The following is a 17,667-nucleotide window of genomic DNA, read 5'->3' on the forward strand; positions in this document are numbered from 1 at the left end:
CAAATCTGTCATAAACACTTCACAAACGTAAGCAGCAGCACAAATACGAAAAATATTGGGACTTCGAAAAGGGACCGCTCAAAACGCCCGTTATAATACTCCCCTAATGCCTTCATTATGAACAAGCTCGTCATGATACTCGCAATAAATAACCCGTTATAGGAATGGAAATTGTAAAGGCTTATGCCTGCGACAATTGTATATAAGACATACGTTCCAAACACTACAGGAACGTAATAGCTTGCTTTTTTTGACTCTAATTTTTCTTTTCTTTTTGGACTTATTTGCATAATTACTAAAAGGTAGGCTATAAGCGACAGGATCATTAGAAATAACTTTACAACACCTAGGTAGGATTTCTTCGCAAAATTATATATTATAAACTCGATTTGCTTTGCTTCTTCCATCGTTAGAGGGAGGGCTTGCTTCGTATTAATATTTGCAAGTATATATTGATCTTTAGCATCCTCATACAACAAGGCTAGTTGTAAAATTTGACCGTTAGACATTTCTAATAATAGCTGCTCTTCTCGTAATTGCGGTAGTTCTTTCATACGAACATTTGAAGCAAATAATTTTGTTAGAAACGGTTGTACAGTTCCCAACTCATATTCACTTACTTTATTTTTATCAAAATAATACCACTTCGTCATATACCTTACATCTATGGCTGCATCCATATTTATCGCGTAGCCCTTTTCAATATGAAGCGAAGCGGCCGTATCGTTTTCCTCTATCATCGCAGGACTATTCATCATTGAGGTAGCTATAAAGATTAATAACACTGCAGTCGCTACTAAGACACTATAATAATTTCGTTTTTGCTGCCTTTTACGAGTGTTGATTTTTTTTTGAAGCTCACAAAATGATGATTGCTTCGTTTGATTTGATCGCCCCGGTGCCTGTAATCTCTGGAGCTCTTTGTCCATTCTAGTTTCCCCCTTTCATATCTTTTTCAAGTGCCTTCATTCCGCGCTCTGTGTTGTTTTTTACCTTCGCTTCATTCCATCCTAATATAGTTGCGGTCTCTTTAATCGAAAGTCCCTCGATTTTTCTTAACACAATAGCTAATCGATATTCAAGCTTTAACCTAGCAATGGCTGCATACAATGCTCGTTTTTCGTCTGCAATGGATATTAGCTGCTCGGGTGAAAATGTAATGGCTGTTTCTTCTTCATTTTTTGTAAACGGAAGAAACGTAAGTATTTTCTTTCGTTTAAAATGGTCGTATGCACTATTTTTGGCAATGGTTCGTAGCCATGTTAAAACATTTGCCTCCCCTCGATATGTATGCTTCGCTTCATAGGCACGTATGAAGGTCTCCTGCATTAAATCTTCAGCAACGTGCACGTCAAAGGTAAGAAAATATAGTAATTGATAAATTTGATCGCTATGCATTTCATAATGCCGCTCTAATTGAAACACAAGTTCACCCCCTTATTTACATAGACGATTAACTCTTTCATTTTACTCATCATGTAGAAAAAATTGCTAAAAAATAAACCAATCTCTATATTTTAGAAATTGGTTTTACGCAAATTATGTATTTTTATTCTAAAGTCTTTATTCCTCAAAAAACATCTCTACTAATCTCTCGTCATACAAGTCAGCCATCATATAGACTAGCCCGTCTTGATTACTACTTAGTGCTTCTTCCTCGATTAACGCTTCAAAGCCACGTTTTTTATACCATGCATAGCGTTCAATTAATGCTTCTAATGTAATAAATCTATCATTAACGGTATGCGCAATCTCAAAAATTTGATTGATTAAAAATGTTCCATATCCTAGCTCTTGCTTGCCTTTTTGCGTAGCTATACGCGCTATATCTAAACAAGGATAATCAATGGATTCATTTTCAAGCTCTAGCTGTAAACTAGATTTTCTCAAACTAAAAAAGCCTATTAGCTCACCACGATCGAATGCTAGCGTCGTGCTACACTCTCTAGTGATCGTCAGATAATAGGCCTCTTGCTTTAAAAAATTCTCAATACTTGTATTGCCACATGTGAAATTTTGAATACATTCAAAATCATCTAGTGTAATTAATCTAGTCTCGATGGTCACGTAATTTTTCATTCCATTTCTTCAGTGCTTGTTCTTTTCTACTCGCCAATAATTTCGAATTTTTTTCAGCCTTTGATAAAAATTTCATGGCATCTTTCCCTCGAATAATAGGACGCTTGCGCATTTCAATTGCCATATAATAACCTCCTTCTTCATCTTATTATATGCTATAAAGTCTTTTTAAAACAAGATGATGCTCAAACTTCCGTATACATACTATCTCTCAAACCAATCTTTTCGCACAATGTTCTTTATTTTTCACCTTTAATATTACCAGAAAAATTTGAATTGACAAAAACCGTTGCACATAATAACTTATAATTATAAACAAAATTGATTAAAAATACATCGAATGGTAAGGTGGATATAAAATATGGAGATAAGAAAAGCAAAGGTAGCTGATGTACCTGGGATTTATCACTTAATTGAGCAATACGCGAAGACAGGGCAATTATTGATTCGAACACATACGTCAATTTGTGAGGATCTATTAAGCTTCTATGTAGCAGTAGAAGAAGATGAAGTTGTCGGTGTAGGTAGCCTATATATTTATGATGAATCATTAAGCGAGATTCGTTCTCTTGCTGTTTCTGAAAATCATAAAGGGAAAGGAATTGGCAAGGAGCTTACTCAAATAATTGTGGATGACGCGAGGCTGCTAGGAATCGAACGTATGATTTCGCTAACATATCAAATAGAATTCTTTACAAAAATGAGCTTTTATATTATCGAGAAAGAAACGATTCCACAAAAGGTACGTAAAGATTGCTTAGGCTGTCCTAAATTTTTTGCCTGTGATGAGACAGCGATGGTTATTCAATTAAACTAGATTTATAGATTTGAGGAGGACATCATTTGCTTGGTGGTCGCCTTTTTATTTTCGGACTAGATGTGTGTCTAGTGAATATGGTATGGTAAACTTTCTAAATCATAAATATGTAGGTGAACGTGATGCTAGAAGTTAGCGAAAGTAAATTATTACGATATATTGTCCACCACGTTGGTGACAAGCTTATACTAGGAGACGAAGCATTCTCACAGCCTGAAGTGATGCTAGAGGCAGCCTTTGCACAATTGGCCTTCAGCAAAATTGACTGGGAGCAACCTTATGAATTTTTCCATGAAACAGAGCTCGAATTAAATGAGATGTTTACATATGTAAAGAGGATTTTTGACGAGCCCAATCTGTTTCTAGAACAATCTAAAGCAATTGCCTCTCATTTACAAAGTGTATCCGATCATCCAAACATAAAAAATGGCGAATTATTTATCGGCTTATTCGACAATTGTATGATGGCAACGGATATCAAAAAGGTTCTTGCTATTAGTAAAATTGAAGAAAGAGAAATGTTTTTAGATGTTAAAAATGAGCAGGATAAAATGGTTGTGGCTGGCATCGACGGCATTAATGTAAAGAAAGTCAATAATTTGGCTATTATCGTCGATATGGGTAAGGACACACCCCCTGCTGTATTTATTAAAACAAAGCGAAAAGAAGATGTTGTCTACTGGCAGGAACGATTTTTAAAAATTAAGGTGTCGGATGAGCATTATTATAATACAAACTTAGCATTAACAGAGTGCAAAAAATACATTTTAAAAGAAGAGAGCTTTTCAAACACGGAAAAACTCGGCTTTCTTAATAAGACACTGGATTATTTTAAAAATGAGGAAGCCTTTCAAGTGAATGCTTATATCGATTCGGTATTTGAAAAGACAGATGCTGTGCAAAAGGATGTTATTGTAAATTCCGTAAAACCATTTGAAACTGTAATCTCTGAAAGTGCAATTGCCAAGGTAGAAAAAAGCTATAAACGTAAAATAAAACTCGATTCCAACATTGAAATACAGGTGAATGTTCAAAATATCGAGGAAGTAAATGAACTTATTGAAGTCGGGTATGACGAAGCCTCTAACCGAAAATTTTATAAAATCTATTTTCAAGAAGAAGTATAAAGGCAAAACATCAAAAAACTAGGCATCGCCCAATAGACGATACCTAGTTTTTATTGATTACGCGTTCTGTATTGATTTTTTAAAGCTTGGCTTCACTTCTGCTACAATTATAGCAATAAAGATTAAGCAGGCACCTAAAATCATTCTACCTGTTAAAACCTCACTTAATAAGACCACCGAGAATAGTGTACCGAAGATGGCTTCCGTTGATAAGATTAACGCAGATTTTGTTGGATCTGCATATTGCATACCGATATTTTGGCAAGCATAGGCAACGAGCGTACAAAATACAGCCAGATAGACAATCATTACAATGCCTTCTGTACTTGCGGAAGTTGGTATTTCACCTAAAGCTAGTACGCCAATCAGGCTTAAAATTGAAGCTGTGAAAAATTGTACGATCGTCAGTGCTAAGGCATCTTCTTTTTTCACGAAAACATTCGTATAAAAAATATCAAATGCGAAAGCAACAGCACATAGAATCGATAATATATCCCCTAAATTCATAGTAAAGGAACCTTGTAACGATAAGAAGCCGATCCCGACAATTGCAATGAATGCCGCAAGAATTTCATATCGATCAAAACGCCTTTTATATATGACGTACGCAATTATTGGGACAATGATTACGTTTATGGCCGTTAAAAATGCATTTTTCGATGGAGTTGTATATTCAAGTCCCAATGTTTGCAAAGCAAATGCAATAAATAATATTGTCCCTAGAATTGAACCTTTCCAAAATACACTTTTAGAAATAAGCCGTAGCTTTTTATTAAAAATAACGGCTAAGAGAATTGTTGCTAATGTAAATCGGAGCGCCATTAGCTGCATTACACTCCAATGCTCTAAGCCAATCGCCATACCAACAAAGCCGCTCCCCCACATAACAGCGGTAATGAGCATTAACAGCTCACCTTTATATTTCCTCATAAAAACCCTTCTCTCTATATGTAACAATACAACAAATCATAAATTGGACATCCTTTTATGTTGTTTTCTCATGTAATTAATATACACATTAAGGCATAAGGATTCAACACTAGTCTTTGCTGTGCTAACTGTATACATTAGAATCATATAATGAATATAAAAGCAGTCAGAGGTGAGGGTCGCTGGATAAGCAAAATAGTCGCTTTAGATGGGTGGTATTCTCTACAGTATTATTTACTTATTTAATCATGGCCAGTCAGCGAACAGCTCCTGGTTTGATTACTGAACAAGTAATGTCAGATTTTCAAGTATCGGCTGCAACGATAGGATTGCTAACAAGTATACAATTTTTTGTATATACCGGTTTACAAGTTCCAATGGGGATATTAGCTGATCGTTTTGGACCTAATTATTTCCTCATTTTTGGCGCAATCCTGACAGGGATAGGGACGATCATCTACAGCTTTGGTACAAATGAATACGTTCTTTTTTTTGCTCGAATACTAACTGGCACTGGTGATGCGACGATCTGGGTGAATATGGTGCTAATTTTAGGTCAGTGGTTTAAGGCGAATGAATTTGTTCGCTTAATTGGTTTTACGGGAATGACCGGCAGTCTCGGTTTCCTATTAGCTACTGTACCATTTTCGGCATGGATTGACCTTCTAGGTTGGCGTACTGCTTTTTTTTCAGCAGGTCTAGTCTTATGCTTATGTGGAATCGCCCTTTATTTTGTTCTACAAAAAAAACCAAAAGGGCTAGGACTGAGAGAACCAGCGCCACACACTAATGAAAAACAGCACGAAAAAATAGCGGTGTTACTACGAAGAATATTTTCAAATCGGCAAGCTTGGGCTTTATTCTTTTGTCACTTTGGCGTTGTCGGGGGCTATGTTGGATTTATCAGTTCTTGGGCTGTGCCTTACGGGATGAATGTGTATGAATTGAATCGTTCTGATGCCAGTCAGCTCATTATGATTGGTTTAATTGGAGCACTAGTTGGAGCCCCGTTGATTAGCTGGATTTCAAGTCGATTAAAAATGATAAAAAGACCGTATATTATTGTTCATATGACGACGTTACTTGGTTGGATTTCATTTCTTTTATGGAAAGGTCACCCACCGTTCTTTTTACTTTTTCTACTATTCTTTATTGTCGGCTTTGGATACGGTGCAAGTGCGTTAACCTTTGCTCTTGCCCGCCAATCCTTTTCGATAAAAGATTCGGGCATTGTCTCTGGATTTGCAAATACAGGTGGTTTTTTAAGTGCTGTTTTACTTCCTAGTATTTTTGGAACGGTGTTAGATCACTTTCAAACCACATCGAGTTTAAATACCGGATATTTTTACGGTTTCTTTATCCCCGTACTCTTCTCGATTATTGGATTAATTGGCGTGCTTTCCATAAAGGAAAAGCAGAAGGAAATTGTAAACAGAGCGGAAGGAATTGCTTCTGAATAGTCACAAAATGGCACTAAAAAGGACCAAAAAGCAAATTCTTTTGGTCCTTTTAAATTTACCCTTTATTTAACCATAAGGTCATTGGACTTTTTTCAAGGTCCTTTAAAGGCATTTGCCTAATGCTCATCGTACGTTCATACTTATCTTTTTTTAATTCTTGATAAATAAAACCGGATTTATCGAGTCCAGCTTGTGCTGCATCCTCCACAGACTGAGCATAATATACTTCATCGATGCCCGCAAAATACATGGCTGTTAAGCACATCGCACACGGCTCTCCACTAGCATACATCGTAAATCCTGATAAATCATTGGTTTGCAGCTGCTGTTGTGCGCGGCGAATGGCAAGTAACTCCGCATGACCACTCACATCATGTACCTTATGTAATTCATTCACACCCTCTGAGATGATGTTATTATCTTTTACTAATACCGCGCCAAATGGTTGTCCACCTTCCTGCACATTTTGAATGGCCAATTGTACAGCCTTCTCCATAAAACGATTCAAGTTCCATTCCTCCTCCAGCGTATTCTCCACTATATTATCACCACCTTTGATCTTTTATCCATACATCTATCACAATTATTGTAGAGTATTTAATAATATGGGTATGCTCTTCCCCCGCAGCGTGGGCAAGGATGAGAGTTTTTATTCTTTTAAGGAACAGCGCTTCATATTTTCATCATAAATCTCTAAATATTATTCCTATTCAGAGCCAAAATCCTACTTTCTTGTACATTTTTCGTTATACTAGTATTAAGAAGTAGCTTCGGAGGTAATTTATGCTGAAAATAAAAAAAATAGAATTTATTAAAGTTGTATATGATGAATCTTTATCCCACAATATTTTCTCGATTGCCAATATTATCTTTTCTAATTATGAGTCAATCCATGGTGCGCTCCTCTATTGGCGAAAAAATAACGATAAAAAGGAATTTACAGCTGAAGGCGATTATAAATTTTTCTATGATATGGATAATATAACGTACTTTGCCTCTGTAAAATTCCCAAAGCATGTTCGTTTAACAAAGGATCAAAAGCAGGAGCTAGCGTATATTTTATTAGAGGAGCGCGGTTCTGTTGGCTCTTATAGCTTCCCAACACATCCGGCAAAAAAGAAAAGCTACCCATATAAAAAACAGTTTCAGGCATTAGCCTTCCCAGATAATTTTGATGTGAAGTCCATACCGTCGTATATTAAATCAATCGTTACAAAAGTTGATACCGACATGATTTTACACAAGCATCCTCAGTATGATCCCAGCTTTATTACTGAATATGCAAAATGGCGCTATAAAACAGCTCAAATTCATCCCAATGATTTGAAGCCTTATTTACCGTATATCGATTTTGATGTTATTTGTTATTTAAATCCTTATTTATCGGAAAGTTATTTGATTGAGCATCTTGATAACGTAAATTTTGAAATGCTAGCAGGAAATTATAGTGTATTGAATCGACTTTCGGAGTCATTCAGAAGCTTTATCTATTCACAACTTGAGCCTAGTCTTGCTAACGAGCTAAGAGTTCTATTAGAAAATGACGTGGTTGATGAAGAAATTGATGAATTTATCATCCCATTTGAAGAAACTGAAACGGCAGACTTACAGTTCTTCCAATATGATTTAGGCACTAACAAATGGATTGGCGGAGAGCATTTAGTGAAGGGAATTCCTTCCTTAGCTTGTCAGCAATATGATTCTTTAGGCTATAAAAAAGAATCCAATAAAGAGATGGATGCTAAATTTGAGTCTTTTAATGCAATTCAGCGTGAGCTTATATGCACGACACTAGCACCACATTGGATACACCGTTATCGTGACAAGGTAAATTGGACGATGATTTGTGAAACGAATCCCCATTTAACAGAGGATTTCCTATCCTCACATATCAAATATGTTGACTTTTATGCTTTAGGCAATAATACATTATGCTATCTTTCAGAGGAATTCGTAAACAAGTATATGAACCGATTTAACCATCAGCAACCGGTTCCGCTTGTTATTCGACATTTAACTCAGGCACTCTACTTAACACACAAGGATACAATTATGGTGGATAGCCATTTACTTCATATGTACAATGATTTAATCGATGACGAAGAATTTTTATCTCTACAAAACTTAATTGAACCATAAAAATATACTATTAAAACGTTAAAATCAACTCATATTATCAGGCTTAGCGCTCGCCGAAGGACAATGAAGTGACTGGGCTTGCCAAGTTCTACGTAACAAAAACAGTAAAAAGAGCGAGACATTATCTCGCTCTTTTTTATAGTTGAACTAATCCCTCTTCAATTAATTTTGAGAAATCTGTAGCATTTAAAGGCTTGCTAAAATAATATCCTTGAACATATTCACATGCCTGTTCCTTTAAAATTTCAAGCTCCTCGAACTCTTCTACACCTTCAGCTACAACCGTTAAATTTAAGGCATGGGCTAACGCGATAATTGCAGATACCATTGCTACTCCAGAAGGTTCATTACCTATATTCTGTATAAACGAACGGTCAATTTTTAAAGAATCGATTGGAAATTGCTTTAAATAACTAAGAGATGAATACCCTGTTCCAAAGTCATCAATAGCAATTAGAATCCCCATTGCTTTGATTTCTTGAATTTTATTAATAAGGTCATCATTTTGATCCATCATGCTCATTTCAGTAATTTCAATTTCAAGATGGTTAGGATCTACTCTTACGTCGCTAATGATCTCCTTTAGTCTCGATACGAATGTATTTTCTGCTAAATGGCGCGGTGAAATATTTACGGCCATTCGATAATCCGTGCCATATTTTTCGTTCCATTCTTTTACTTGCATGGACGCATTTCGTAAAACCCATTCACCTATGTCAGAAATAAGACCACATTTTTCTGCAAAAGGGATAAAATGATTTGGTGGTACAAAACCTAATTCAGGATCATTCCAACGAATTAACGCCTCCATCCCTACCTTTTTATTTTTTTGAATATTCATCTTTGGCTGATAATATAGCTCAAAGGAATTATCACGAAGTGCTTGATGAAGCTTTGTTTCAAGGAGTAGCCCTTGATCATTCATGCCGCTCATATTCTCGTTATATAATAGGCAGCTATTCCCTTTATATTTTTTTGCTTCATACATTGCTGTATCCGCATGCTTTAATAATTTTGTCGCATTTTCACCATGGTCAGGATAAATACTAATCCCCATACTAATGCTTGAATAAAATTCGTAATCATAATATGTAAAACGCTCGTTGAATACCGCCATTATCTTATTGGCCATTTCATCCATTCTAGAAATATCATTTAATACATAAACAAATTCATCTCCGTTTAATCGATAAAATGATTCTGTTCCAATATCAATTGCTGCTAATCTGTCCGCAATATTTATTAGAAACATATCGCCGGCTTTATGCCCTAATCCATCATTAATATTTTTAAAACGATTAACATCTAGGAGGAGTAACGCAAATTTAGAGCTGTTACGATAGTTGTTTATAATTTCATTTTCCAATCGTTTTAATAAACTTCTGCGATTTGGCAAACCTGTTAAATCATCGTGATAAGCGATATACGTAATCTTTTTAATATTCTTTTGTGCAGTAATATCTGTACGGATAGAAATATATTGATATGGCTTACCTTTTTCATTTAAGAAAGGAACAATAGTCGTTTGTACCCAATACAATGAGCCGTCCTTTGCTCTATTGCAAATTTCGCCATTCCACGTTTTCCCGTTACCAATGTTTCTCCACATCTCACGAAAAAAAGATTTAGGATGATGACCTGAGTTTAAAACTCGATGATCTTGACCTATTAATTCTTCGTGTGTATATTTTGATATTTCGCAAAAACGATCATTAACAGAAGTAATCGTACCTCTATGATCTGTTACAGCAACAATTGCAGACTCGTCTAATGCTGCTTTCAAATCCTTTAATTCTGATAATGATAAGTCCATTACTTCCAAAACTTTAGAGTAACTATAATCTAGCATGGCTTTCTCTCCATTCGAAATAGCATTACTACAAATTTATAGAATCAGATAATTATTGGTGAAAATTACTACTTTTTATTCTCATTCCCATTATATTGCTAGAGAATGTTTATTTACAATATATATCGGCAATATTATTCGATTAAATAAGACAAAATTCTACATAATGAATATTTTTTCTACAAAAGCAATAATAAGCTGCTATGAGATATCCATGGCAGCTTATCATTACTACTTAATTTTCTCAATTAGGCTGTACATACCGTCTGCAATTTTATTTAATGTTGTGATTGCTTCATTTAAAGATTCTACTGAATGATACTGATCGACAGAGGAATTAGATATTACTGCAATATTATTTACTGTAAGATTGTTTGTGTGAGCTACATTATTAAATAATTCCATTGATTGAACGGTTTGAGAAATCAAATAGTCAGTAGATTCGGCAATAGATAGGATATGCTGCTCGACATCTGAAATTGTACTTACAATCGAGTCGAACGTAGCCTCTGTTGTTTGAATTGATTCATTCCCCTGATAGATTTCATTCATTCCAAGATCCATTTTTTTTGCTACTGTAGCAATTTGATGCTGAATAGAGTCCATCACTTCATTAATTTCTTTTGCTGATGCTTGTGTTCCTGTAGCTAAATTCCGAATTTCTGAAGCAACGACGGAGAAGCCTTTTCCATGCTCTCCAGCTCGTGCAGCTTCAATTGATGCATTTAGGGCAAGTAATTGTGTTTGCTCAGAAATGTTATGAATGACATTTAATAATTTCGTAATTTCGGAAGACTGATCTGCTAAAGTATCCACTAACTCATTAATAGACTGTATTGTCGTTGTAATAGTCCCCATTTGCACAGTAATCGCATGAATGCTATCCTTGCCAGAAGCTGCCCTCGTCAGGCTATTTTTAGCTTGAATTGCAACTCTCTCTGTTTTTTCATGAATCGCATGGAATCTTTGGATATTTTCATTATTCTGCGTTATTGCTTGATTCATAGCAGCTGCTTCTTCATCCGTAGTTGCTTTTAGCCCTTGTAAGGCATTTGATATATTTAGACTTGCAGAAGCTGCTTGTGATGATCCGCCTGTTAACACGATTGATAATTCTTTTAACTGGGCACCCTCTGCTTCCATTTCATGAATGACTTCTGTTAACTGTTGCTCCGCAATTTGGGTTTCTTTTGCTAGAAGGGCTTCTCGAGCCTTTCCATTTCGAATAATAACAATTGTAGCCGCCGCAGTAGCTACTAAAAAGATTGCATGAATCATCAATAATGAAAATCGATAGTCCTCTGTTCCACATAGAAGTTGTGGGAAAAAGAAATAACCAGCAAAATGATGAATCGCAAAAATAATCGTACTGTAGATTACTAAAGAGATTCTTTGAAAACTAGCAATAATGGCTAATACCATAAAAATAGAAAAGTGATATTCTACTAAACCATTCCCACCAGCAATAATTGACACACTAGACGCTGTTAATGTAAGTGTTAACAGCACTGGTAACGTACTGTGATACTTATTCTTATAATACAGGGCTACGCTTATGGCGAATAAAATGATGGGTATAATAAAAATGAAATTTAATAGAACGAGTAAACCTCCAGTTACTGTTGCTATTCCTTGAAGAGAACGATACGTTTCTAACACATTAAAATAGCGGTGTAGTACATGAATGACAACAGATAACAATACGACAAACAGTGTGAGCATTAGCATTAATTTATTTTGACTGAGCTGCTTATTATGAACCATTCTAAACTCCCTTTCTAAGCAAATTATCATTAGTTCTATATTTTGAACATATATCCCATTTAGTCCTATTGTTGCATAATAATGCTCAACAATAAAGAAAAATATTCCGGAATACGTAAAAAGTAACTTTCGAAAATTAAATCCTACAAAAACAAAAGCAACCTTACATGATTTATTAATCAGTAAGGTTGCTAAGTGACGGCAATTTTAGCTGGCGTATTCATCCTGACCTCTTTTCTGTTGGGCCCGTTCATTATAGGCATCCAACTGCTCTTGAGATAAATTCAAAATAAAATAATGAAAATTAATTGGTTCTAACCCATGCTCCTCACATGCTTGTTTGTAGTGTTCATAAGCTTGGCGATAATCTGTCATTCTTTAATTACTTCCTTTCGAGTTACGTGCTTGTTCATTATAAGCATTTAACTGCTCTTGCGATAATTGAATTACATAATAATGAAAGTTGATTGGCTCAAGTCCGAATTGCTCACATTTTTTTAAATAGATTTCATATCCTTCACGATAAATTGACATACTATTATCCCCCATTCAGTTGTACTATAACAGATTGTTATTTATGTATTTAATATAGTACAGATTAGCTTGAGTGTCAACAAATATTCTGAAAAATTTTATAATACTAAAAGCCTGTAGTAGCATACAGGCTTTTAGTTTACATAATTAAATTATTGAAAGGATTATTGTTCATTACTTCTTGAATTTGCTCATCTTCAATATGTGTATATATTTGTGTTGTAGCTACACTAGAGTGACCTAAAATATGCTGTAAGCTTCGGATATCTGCTCCAGCCTTATACATCATTGTTGCTGAAGTATGCCTTAGCTTATGAGGTGTTAGGTTGTCTCTTTGCAGCGCGGCAACATTTATTTTCTTCACGATTTTAGCAACCGTTTGTCGAGTTAGACGTGTACCTTTTTGAGAAACAAATAAAGGCTCCTCTCCGCTCCCTTTAAAAATATGACGTTCCTTTAAATAGCTTTCAAGAGCCGTCATACATGCATCGTTTAAATATACTGTCCGTTCTTTATTCCCTTTCCCAATAACCGTTACCTTTCGATCTTGAATTGAATTCAAATTTAATGAACATAGCTCAGTCACCCGAATGCCTAAGTTTAATAGGAACATCATCATACATAAATCACGTTTGCTATGTAGACGACCTTCTATCGAATGAATAAATACTGTTGCCTCCTCCATATTTAAATAAACCGGTTTACGCTTCCCTAGCTTTGGTGCTTCTAATTCTTCTGCAATATTTTCGTCAATTAGTCTTCGCTTTCCTTTCAAGTATTTAAAAAAAGATTTTAACGTTGCAACTTTACGTGCTCTCGCTGCTGCTGAATTTTGACGCTGTACCTCACAATATTCTAAAAATAAGTAAAGATCTTCTAATGAAAGCTCCTTTATCCAATCAATAGTTATATCTGAAATATCAACTTTATGTATTTCATTCGTTGGTAGATCCTCCTGAACAGCCTTTAAAAATCGAAAGACTAACACTAAGTCATATTGGTATTCATTCCTTGTACGCTGAGATTTCCCTGTGATGGTAGTTAAATAAATTAAAAAGTCTTTTAAAATCTTTGGTAGCTTACCTTGTGTCATGTTGTCACCTCTTCATTCTATATTTTAGCATAAAAAAGGTTCCCAAATTCATATTTGGGAACTTTATTAAGATTTCTAGAATAAACCGACCTAAAATAAGAACATATGTTCCCTATCGTTAAAATCGCATTCAGAAGCATCGAAATATCCTTTCACGTATAGTTATCCATCTCGAATCGTCTGAGAGCACATTTCAGAAAGCGCACTTTTCAAGATAAAAAAGAAGATTCCTTTTGCATGCTACTAAAAAATAACAATACTAAAAGGAATCTCTGCCTGAGACGTTATTAAATTTTTTCAAGTTATTATAACCCTTCTATTCAATCGTATTTGGCAAAATTTTAAAAATAATACCTTTTCTCTATCTTTGGATTTAGCAGCTGTAAAATAGAATATGCTTGTTGCCTGTGCAACGACATTGCATACATTGTTGCCTGCATGAGAATACTCGCCTTCGTCATATTCATCATCTCTTTAGCAATATCTGCATCTCGAATTCTAGATTCAGCAGCCGTTAAATTTTCTGCTGTATTTTCTGTAACATTATAGGCATGCTCTAAACGGTTATAGGAAGCTCCTAAACTTGCACGTTCTTTTGATACTCTTTTTAATGATTCATCTAAAGCAGACATAGCCGACTCTGCATTTTCTCTCGTTCTAATATTCAAGCCATCTAATCCAATTGCTGCACCGCCCATGCCGTTAATAAAAACATCAATCGATTGTCCACTATTTGCTCCGACTTGTATTTTTATTGGATTATTTGCATGATCACCATTTAGCAGTGGTTTTGTATTGAATTCAGTGTCTGAGGATATTCGATTAATTTCCTTCATTAGCTCTTGGAATTCTAAATCAAGTAACTCCCTATCACTATCAGTTAATGTGTCATTTGCAGCTTGAACGGATAATTCACGCATTCGTTGAATAATTGCATGCGTTTCATTTAACGCTCCTTCAGCCGTTTGGATGAGAGACATGCCATCTTGAATATTTTTACTCGCCATATTCAATCCCCTGATTTGTGCGCGCATTTTTTCTGAAATAGCTAACCCGGCCGGATCATCCGCAGCACTATTTATTCGATACCCTGTAGAAATGCGAAGTAATGCTTTATTCATTGCATTCATATTACGTTGGTAATGACTATACATAGATAGCCCGGTTGCATACCATGCCCCAATACGCATTTTAGCACCCCCTCTCAATTATATTATCGGTAAAATGTTCTATATAATGAACTCTATTCCAATAAAATATTAGTGAATACTAATATAAAAAAGCCTAGCTCTAAAATAGAACTAAGCAAAAATCGACTGAAGGTACGCAGGTATACTTTCATAATTTTTATAAAGTAGATATAGCAAAAAAACTATTATAGCGAAAAAAATCAACTTTTTTGCTATCTTAAATAAAATGTAAAGTACGACAAAAAAGATAATAGTGGATAGTAGTACTTCCACATCATTCCCCCTTCACTATTATCGACAAGCCGCTTTCATCCCTTAGAACAGTCCAGTTAGACGACAGCATATATCGAATCCTATCCTCAATTTCTTCATCTGTTTGTAAATGAAGTATCCCATTTTCTACAATTGTATATTGCGTTTCCTCTATATTAAATTTTAACCGTAATAAATTTTTTAATCCGTTTATCGTTACGAATTTAATTTTATATTTGCTCTGATACGCTTCTTTGAATAGAGAAGGATTTGCTTTATACAATTCCTGTAACAAGGAGAAATCTAATTGAAATTTTTCATTCCAATCTTCAAGCTGACCTGATTCGAGCTTCTTTGTTGCTCTATCTAATGTAATTCCTTGCTCTTTTAATGCTTCAATACTATATGCTTCCATTAATGAAATGTCCATTATAATTCCTCCTGGTGTAATCGATGTTGTCTCTCCGCCAATACTCCTTTTCTTGCATAACCAAGCTGGATGTAAATGTCTTCTAATTCAGCCTCTTGCATTAAACGATTTATCACCGTATATCGTAAATTTGTGCATGAAATTTTAAAACCAATCATCTTGGATAACTGCTGAAAAATACGCTCGACTGTTTTGACAGTGATCGGTGATCCTAGCTTATTTCCAACGCCCAACCATAATTCCTCAACATTATCTAATTGCGGGAAAAATTTGTGCGTTTCTTCTTTATATTGTAGCAGGATTTGCATAGTATCGGTTGGTAATTGTAAAGTTCGATAGGAATTCCGTTGCAAAATAACAATTTGATGTGTATCTTCATCAATATGTGTCCATTTCATTTTAACAAGCTCCGCTGGCTTAATACCTAGAGTGGCAATTGCATGAGTAATTGCTAGGTTTCGCATAGCTAGCCATTTATGCTCATCCTTTTCAGCTATTCTATAATATTTTTCCCAGCAGGCTAGCACCTCAATTAATTGTTGTTCTGATAATGTGTTTAATTTTTCAGGCATTTGCTGAATGGGATGTAATAATGTTTCTTGGAAAGATTCTATATATTGTCTGGATAGTAAAAATCCTAAAAAAGCTTTTAACGCTGCTAATTTCCGGTTAATGGAGCTTTTTGAATTATATTTTTCATGCAAATCGTTAACATAGTTTTGAATTACCTCATTAATATCCTCTTTAGGCTGTTCATGAAAAAAATTAGCAAATTGCTTTGCATCATTTTCATATTGCTTTATAGTGTGCTCAGATTTTCTTGCTGAAACTAAATATGCCTTGTAGGCAGGTATATATTTTTTCATTAGCCTTGAACCCCCTTATTACTATGCGGATATAATTTCCGCTTTATATAAATCTTGTGCGTGTGTATTTATATTTCTATATTCAAAAGTGTCGGATAATATGCATATTGAAGTAGAAAGAAACGAATGATAAGAACAAACGTTCTCCTTTAGTTATTATAAAGCATAGCACATATAGAGGCTATAGTTTAATTAAAATATATTCTCTGTACTGTAACAGTTACAACTTTTGTTTCGTGTTTGCAATGTTTTGCGTCAAAATTTACATAATTATGTGACGATTTGTTTTTCTAGGATATAATATTGAGTAATTACATTTCAGGGGGCGAAAGAATGCAAGTACGTACGACTCGTCTAGAGGCAGAGGAAGCAAAAATTATTTATCAAGAAACAGCAGGATTAGCAATTATTACAATTCATCGACCACAGTTGAAAAACGCTTTAACAGCAAATATGTGGGATCAATTAGCTAAAATTGCCCTAAGTACATTAGAAAACCCGAAAAATAAAGTGTTAATCCTACGTGGATCTGGAGAGAACTTTACGGCTGGCTCGGATATTAAAGAATTTAACTCTATTTCATTAGAAAAAGCAGAAGAAGCGTTTATTCATATGGAAAAAACAATTTCAACAATCGAAAATTTACCGATACCAGTTATCGGTGTCATTAATGGTCCGGCAATGGGAGCTGGCCTAGAGCTTGCCCTTGCTTGTGATATCCGTATCGGCTCTGATAAAACAAGAATGGGTATTCCGGTTGGCAAATTAGGCATTACGCTAAACAATAAATTTGCTAAACGATTGGTTGACTTAGTAGGACCAAGTGCAACAAAGGATTTCGTCTTTACAGGACGAATGTATAAAGCAGAAGAGGCTTTTAAGGCGGGCATGTTAAACTATTTAGTTGCTGAAAAGGATTTAACAAAATTCTCTATCCGTATGGGGAAACTAGTAGCCGGCATGTCACCCGACTCCCTACTAGCTGTAAAGCGTTCTGTACGCGAATGTATAGATTCAACACCAAAATTGTGGGAAGGGTCTACACCTTTCGTTTCACAAACAGATTTCTCGGAAGGTGTACGTGCTTTCGTAGAAAAACGTCAGCCTGAATTTAAACGTCAAACGAAATAATCAGAA

At 35.1% G+C, this 17,667-nt stretch carries 19 protein-coding genes; 5 read left to right on the plus strand and 14 right to left on the minus strand.

Annotation, left to right across the window (positions count from 1 at the left end; genetic code table 11):
- Positions 1-8: 8 nt before the first annotated feature.
- From V4T18_RS01395 to V4T18_RS01410, 4 genes are all read right to left on the minus strand, one after another.
- Positions 9-929 (minus strand): hypothetical protein, encoded by a 921-nt coding sequence (locus V4T18_RS01395; RefSeq protein WP_332645714.1) that lies wholly within the window; start codon positions 927-929, stop codon positions 9-11.
- Between the two features lies 1 nt (position 930).
- Positions 931-1,425: an RNA polymerase sigma factor gene (locus tag V4T18_RS01400; RefSeq protein WP_332645717.1), complete on the minus strand. Its 495-nt coding sequence runs from the start codon at positions 1,423-1,425 to the stop codon at positions 931-933.
- 138 nt (positions 1,426-1,563) lie between these two features.
- The gene (locus V4T18_RS01405; protein ID WP_332645720.1) at positions 1,564-2,079 is read right to left on the minus strand and encodes a GNAT family N-acetyltransferase; all 516 of its coding nucleotides are present in this window, start codon (positions 2,077-2,079) and stop codon (positions 1,564-1,566) included.
- On the minus strand, positions 2,051-2,203 hold the full coding sequence (locus tag V4T18_RS01410) for a hypothetical protein (RefSeq protein ID WP_332645722.1): 153 nt from the start codon (positions 2,201-2,203) through the stop codon (positions 2,051-2,053). Before V4T18_RS01410 ends, V4T18_RS01405 begins: the two co-directional genes overlap by 29 nt.
- 237 nt (positions 2,204-2,440) lie before the next feature.
- Between V4T18_RS01410 and V4T18_RS01415 the strand changes: the two genes are divergently transcribed.
- Entirely contained in the window at positions 2,441-2,896 is a 456-nt protein-coding gene (locus V4T18_RS01415; RefSeq protein WP_332645724.1) for an N-acetyltransferase, read from the plus strand.
- A 122-nt stretch (positions 2,897-3,018) separates the two neighbouring features.
- A complete protein-coding gene (locus V4T18_RS01420) occupies positions 3,019-4,023 on the plus strand; it encodes a hypothetical protein (RefSeq protein WP_332645726.1) in 1,005 nt (334 codons plus the stop codon).
- Between the two features lie 57 nt (positions 4,024-4,080).
- On the opposite strand, the gene V4T18_RS01425 is transcribed toward V4T18_RS01420, so the two are convergent.
- On the minus strand, positions 4,081-4,953 hold the full coding sequence (locus tag V4T18_RS01425) for a DMT family transporter (RefSeq protein ID WP_332645727.1): 873 nt from the start codon (positions 4,951-4,953) through the stop codon (positions 4,081-4,083).
- A gap of 182 nt (positions 4,954-5,135) precedes the next feature.
- On the opposite strand from V4T18_RS01425, the gene V4T18_RS01430 reads away from it, so the two are divergent.
- On the plus strand, positions 5,136-6,413 hold the full coding sequence (locus V4T18_RS01430; RefSeq protein ID WP_332645904.1) for an MFS transporter: 1,278 nt from the start codon (positions 5,136-5,138) through the stop codon (positions 6,411-6,413).
- Positions 6,414-6,468: 55 nt separating this feature from the next.
- Here the strand turns inward: V4T18_RS01430 and V4T18_RS01435 are convergent, their stop codons facing one another.
- Positions 6,469-6,921, minus strand: a complete 453-nt coding sequence (locus V4T18_RS01435) for a nucleoside deaminase (protein ID WP_332645728.1) — start codon at positions 6,919-6,921, stop codon at positions 6,469-6,471.
- 275 nt (positions 6,922-7,196) lie between these two features.
- Here V4T18_RS01435 and V4T18_RS01440 point away from each other — a divergent pair, with 275 nt between their 5' ends.
- Entirely contained in the window at positions 7,197-8,552 is a 1,356-nt protein-coding gene (locus tag V4T18_RS01440; protein WP_332645730.1) for a nucleoside-diphosphate sugar epimerase, read from the plus strand.
- Positions 8,553-8,688: 136 nt separating this feature from the next.
- Here V4T18_RS01440 and V4T18_RS01445 read toward each other — a convergent pair whose 3' ends face one another.
- From V4T18_RS01445 to V4T18_RS01480, 8 genes are all read right to left on the minus strand, one after another.
- Positions 8,689-10,401, minus strand: a complete 1,713-nt coding sequence (locus tag V4T18_RS01445) for a putative bifunctional diguanylate cyclase/phosphodiesterase (RefSeq protein WP_332645732.1) — start codon at positions 10,399-10,401, stop codon at positions 8,689-8,691.
- Positions 10,402-10,632: 231 nt separating this feature from the next.
- Positions 10,633-12,165 carry a methyl-accepting chemotaxis protein gene (locus tag V4T18_RS01450; RefSeq protein WP_332645734.1) on the minus strand — a complete coding sequence of 511 codons (1,533 nt, stop codon included), beginning with the start codon at positions 12,163-12,165 and terminating at the stop codon, positions 10,633-10,635.
- A gap of 207 nt (positions 12,166-12,372) precedes the next feature.
- Positions 12,373-12,540, minus strand: a complete 168-nt coding sequence (locus V4T18_RS01455; protein ID WP_332645736.1) for a transcriptional regulator — start codon at positions 12,538-12,540, stop codon at positions 12,373-12,375.
- 3 nt (positions 12,541-12,543) lie between these two features.
- Positions 12,544-12,699 carry a transcriptional regulator gene (locus V4T18_RS01460; protein WP_332645739.1) on the minus strand — a complete coding sequence of 52 codons (156 nt, stop codon included), beginning with the start codon at positions 12,697-12,699 and terminating at the stop codon, positions 12,544-12,546.
- 139 nt (positions 12,700-12,838) lie between these two features.
- Positions 12,839-13,792: a tyrosine recombinase XerC gene (locus V4T18_RS01465; RefSeq protein ID WP_332645742.1), complete on the minus strand. Its 954-nt coding sequence runs from the start codon at positions 13,790-13,792 to the stop codon at positions 12,839-12,841.
- Positions 13,793-14,133: 341 nt separating this feature from the next.
- Positions 14,134-14,982 (minus strand): flagellin N-terminal helical domain-containing protein, encoded by an 849-nt coding sequence (locus V4T18_RS01470; protein ID WP_332645744.1) that lies wholly within the window; start codon positions 14,980-14,982, stop codon positions 14,134-14,136.
- A 274-nt stretch (positions 14,983-15,256) separates the two neighbouring features.
- Positions 15,257-15,664 (minus strand): hypothetical protein, encoded by a 408-nt coding sequence (locus V4T18_RS01475; RefSeq protein WP_332645747.1) that lies wholly within the window; start codon positions 15,662-15,664, stop codon positions 15,257-15,259.
- Positions 15,664-16,530, minus strand: coding sequence for a tyrosine-type recombinase/integrase (locus V4T18_RS01480; protein WP_332645750.1), 867 nt, complete (start codon positions 16,528-16,530; stop codon positions 15,664-15,666). The genes V4T18_RS01475 and V4T18_RS01480 overlap by 1 nt, the downstream gene beginning before the upstream one ends.
- Before the next feature lie 333 nt (positions 16,531-16,863).
- Between V4T18_RS01480 and V4T18_RS01485 the strand changes: the two genes are divergently transcribed.
- Positions 16,864-17,661 carry an enoyl-CoA hydratase/isomerase family protein gene (locus V4T18_RS01485; RefSeq protein WP_332645752.1) on the plus strand — a complete coding sequence of 266 codons (798 nt, stop codon included), beginning with the start codon at positions 16,864-16,866 and terminating at the stop codon, positions 17,659-17,661.
- Positions 17,662-17,667: the final 6 nt, after the last annotated feature.

The sequence above is a fragment of the Lysinibacillus sp. 54212 genome, from assembly GCF_036662795.1.
GTDB lineage: Bacteria > Bacillota > Bacilli > Bacillales_A > Planococcaceae > Lysinibacillus_B.

Bases quoted from the DNA above. Each gene is read 5' to 3' on its own strand.
- V4T18_RS01415 (WP_332645724.1), top strand. From the start codon at position 2,441: ATGGAGATAAGAAAAGCAAAGGTAGCTGATGTACCTGGGATTTATCAC.
- V4T18_RS01455 (WP_332645736.1), bottom strand. From the start codon at position 12,540: ATGACAGATTATCGCCAAGCTTATGAACACTACAAACAAGCATGTGAG.
- V4T18_RS01485 (WP_332645752.1), top strand. From the start codon at position 16,864: ATGCAAGTACGTACGACTCGTCTAGAGGCAGAGGAAGCAAAAATTATT.
- V4T18_RS01460 (WP_332645739.1), bottom strand. From the start codon at position 12,699: ATGTCAATTTATCGTGAAGGATATGAAATCTATTTAAAAAAATGTGAG.
- V4T18_RS01450 (WP_332645734.1), bottom strand. From the start codon at position 12,165: ATGGTTCATAATAAGCAGCTCAGTCAAAATAAATTAATGCTAATGCTC.
- V4T18_RS01480 (WP_332645750.1), bottom strand. From the start codon at position 16,530: ATGAAAAAATATATACCTGCCTACAAGGCATATTTAGTTTCAGCAAGA.
- V4T18_RS01475 (WP_332645747.1), bottom strand. From the start codon at position 15,664: ATGGACATTTCATTAATGGAAGCATATAGTATTGAAGCATTAAAAGAG.
- V4T18_RS01465 (WP_332645742.1), bottom strand. From the start codon at position 13,792: ATGACACAAGGTAAGCTACCAAAGATTTTAAAAGACTTTTTAATTTAT.
- V4T18_RS01410 (WP_332645722.1), bottom strand. From the start codon at position 2,203: ATGGCAATTGAAATGCGCAAGCGTCCTATTATTCGAGGGAAAGATGCC.
- V4T18_RS01425 (WP_332645727.1), bottom strand. From the start codon at position 4,953: ATGAGGAAATATAAAGGTGAGCTGTTAATGCTCATTACCGCTGTTATG.
- V4T18_RS01420 (WP_332645726.1), top strand. From the start codon at position 3,019: ATGCTAGAAGTTAGCGAAAGTAAATTATTACGATATATTGTCCACCAC.
- V4T18_RS01395 (WP_332645714.1), bottom strand. From the start codon at position 929: ATGGACAAAGAGCTCCAGAGATTACAGGCACCGGGGCGATCAAATCAA.
- V4T18_RS01470 (WP_332645744.1), bottom strand. From the start codon at position 14,982: ATGCGTATTGGGGCATGGTATGCAACCGGGCTATCTATGTATAGTCAT.
- V4T18_RS01405 (WP_332645720.1), bottom strand. From the start codon at position 2,079: ATGAAAAATTACGTGACCATCGAGACTAGATTAATTACACTAGATGAT.
- V4T18_RS01440 (WP_332645730.1), top strand. From the start codon at position 7,197: ATGCTGAAAATAAAAAAAATAGAATTTATTAAAGTTGTATATGATGAA.
- V4T18_RS01445 (WP_332645732.1), bottom strand. From the start codon at position 10,401: ATGCTAGATTATAGTTACTCTAAAGTTTTGGAAGTAATGGACTTATCA.